2 protein-coding genes are annotated in these 1,513 nt (G+C 66.4%); one reads left to right on the top strand and one right to left on the bottom strand.

The features are described from left to right. Nucleotides 1–532, top strand: a 532-nt coding sequence (locus GEV06_28485; GenBank protein ID MPZ21789.1) for a cytochrome P450, incomplete at its 5' end; no start/stop codon positions are given. On the opposite strand, the gene GEV06_28490 is transcribed toward GEV06_28485, so the two are convergent. Continuing rightward, a partial coding sequence (locus GEV06_28490) for an ATP-binding cassette domain-containing protein (GenBank protein ID MPZ21790.1) occupies nt 461–1,513 on the bottom strand: 1,053 nt, incomplete at its 5' end. The two genes, GEV06_28485 and GEV06_28490, sit on opposite strands and share 72 nt — an antisense overlap.

Raw genomic sequence — 1,513 nt, forward strand, 5'->3', positions numbered from 1 at the left:
CATGCGAGACCTGGACCGGTTGTCGTACACGCTGCGCGTCGTCAAGGAGGCCATGCGCCTCTACCCGCCGGCCGCACGGCAGTTCCGCGTGACTTCCAAGGACGTCGATCTTGGCGAACACACCGTGCCTGAGGCGACACCCGTGATGGTGTGCCACTACCTGCTCCACCGGGGTGCCGATTCGTTCCCCGACCCAGATGACTTCATCCCGGAACGTTTCGGACCCGACTCGCCGCCGAGACATCCGCTGGCCCACATCCCCTTCGGCACCGGGAATCGGGTCTGCCTCGGTCGCCACTACGCGACCTTGGAGATCCATCTGCTGCTCGCGATGCTCGTCGGGCGATTCCGCTTCAGCTTTCCTTCTCCGCTTGACCCTCGGCTAGGAGTCACCCTGCGACCGCGGGAGCGCGGCACCGTCCTCGTGGCTCGGCGGGGGTATTCGCCCGGAGGCGACTCGTCACTTCGGCGCAGCGGCTCGTGCAGGCCAGAGGTCGGTGACCCGGAGATGGCCGTCATGGAGCGTCCATAGCCTCCGGGGGAACTCCCTGATCAACCGGCGATCGTGCGTCACGATTACCACCGGCCCTCTGAAATCGGTGAGCGCCGCCTGCAACGACTCGACAACATCAAAGGAGAGATGGTTCGTTGGCTCGTCGAGCAGCAGCGCGTCCGGGTTCGAGCCGACGAGGATGCCTAGCTCCACCTTGCGTTGTTGACCGACCGACAGATCCATGACCTTCTTGGTCAAATCGTCACGGGTGAGCAGGCCCCAACGAACTAGCCAGCCCCGCGCCTCGTCGGTGACGTTCGGGACTCCTGCCAGTCGAAGGCCGAGCGTGATGTTCTCCGCGACGGTGAGTTCCGGAGCGGTCAGCTGTGGCTCCTGATGCAGGAAGCCTATCCGGACGTCAGGCGCCCACCGGACACTCCCACGGTCTGGCTTCTCCTGCTGAGTCAGCACTCGTACCAGCGTCGACTTGCCGGAGCCGTTCGGCCCGGTCAGGCAGATCCTGTCCTCGGCGTCGACGAGCAGGCTGACGCCCGCGAGCACCTGGCGGTCGCCGTAGGTCACCTCCACGTCACTGGCTTTCGCGGCGACCGTCCCGGGCCGCAACCTCCCCGCAGCGAAGTCGGCACGGAAACGCATCGGGGCAGGTGGCGGCTGAAGCGGGTTTGCCTCGATGCGGGCGAGCTTCTCCTGGATCGAGCGGACGTTCCGGCTCACCGCACGCTCGACGTTCTTGCCGCGGAAGTTGTAGGCGTGCTTGTCGCGGTCGGGCGCAGCTCGGCCGAAGCCCACCATTCGGGCGGTCGCGGCGGCCCTCTCACGGAGTCCTGCGATCTCGTCCTGCTGGGCGTCGTACGCCTGCTGGGCACGGATACGAGCAGCCCGTTTCGCGTCGAGGTAGCGGCCATAGTTCCCCTCGTAGCGGGTCACCCGGTGGGCCTGCTCGTCCAATTCGAGGATGGCCGTGGCAACCGCGTCGATGAGGTCGCGATCGTGGGTGAC

Source organism: Luteitalea sp. (assembly GCA_009377605.1).
GTDB lineage: Bacteria > Acidobacteriota > Vicinamibacteria > Vicinamibacterales > Vicinamibacteraceae > WHTT01.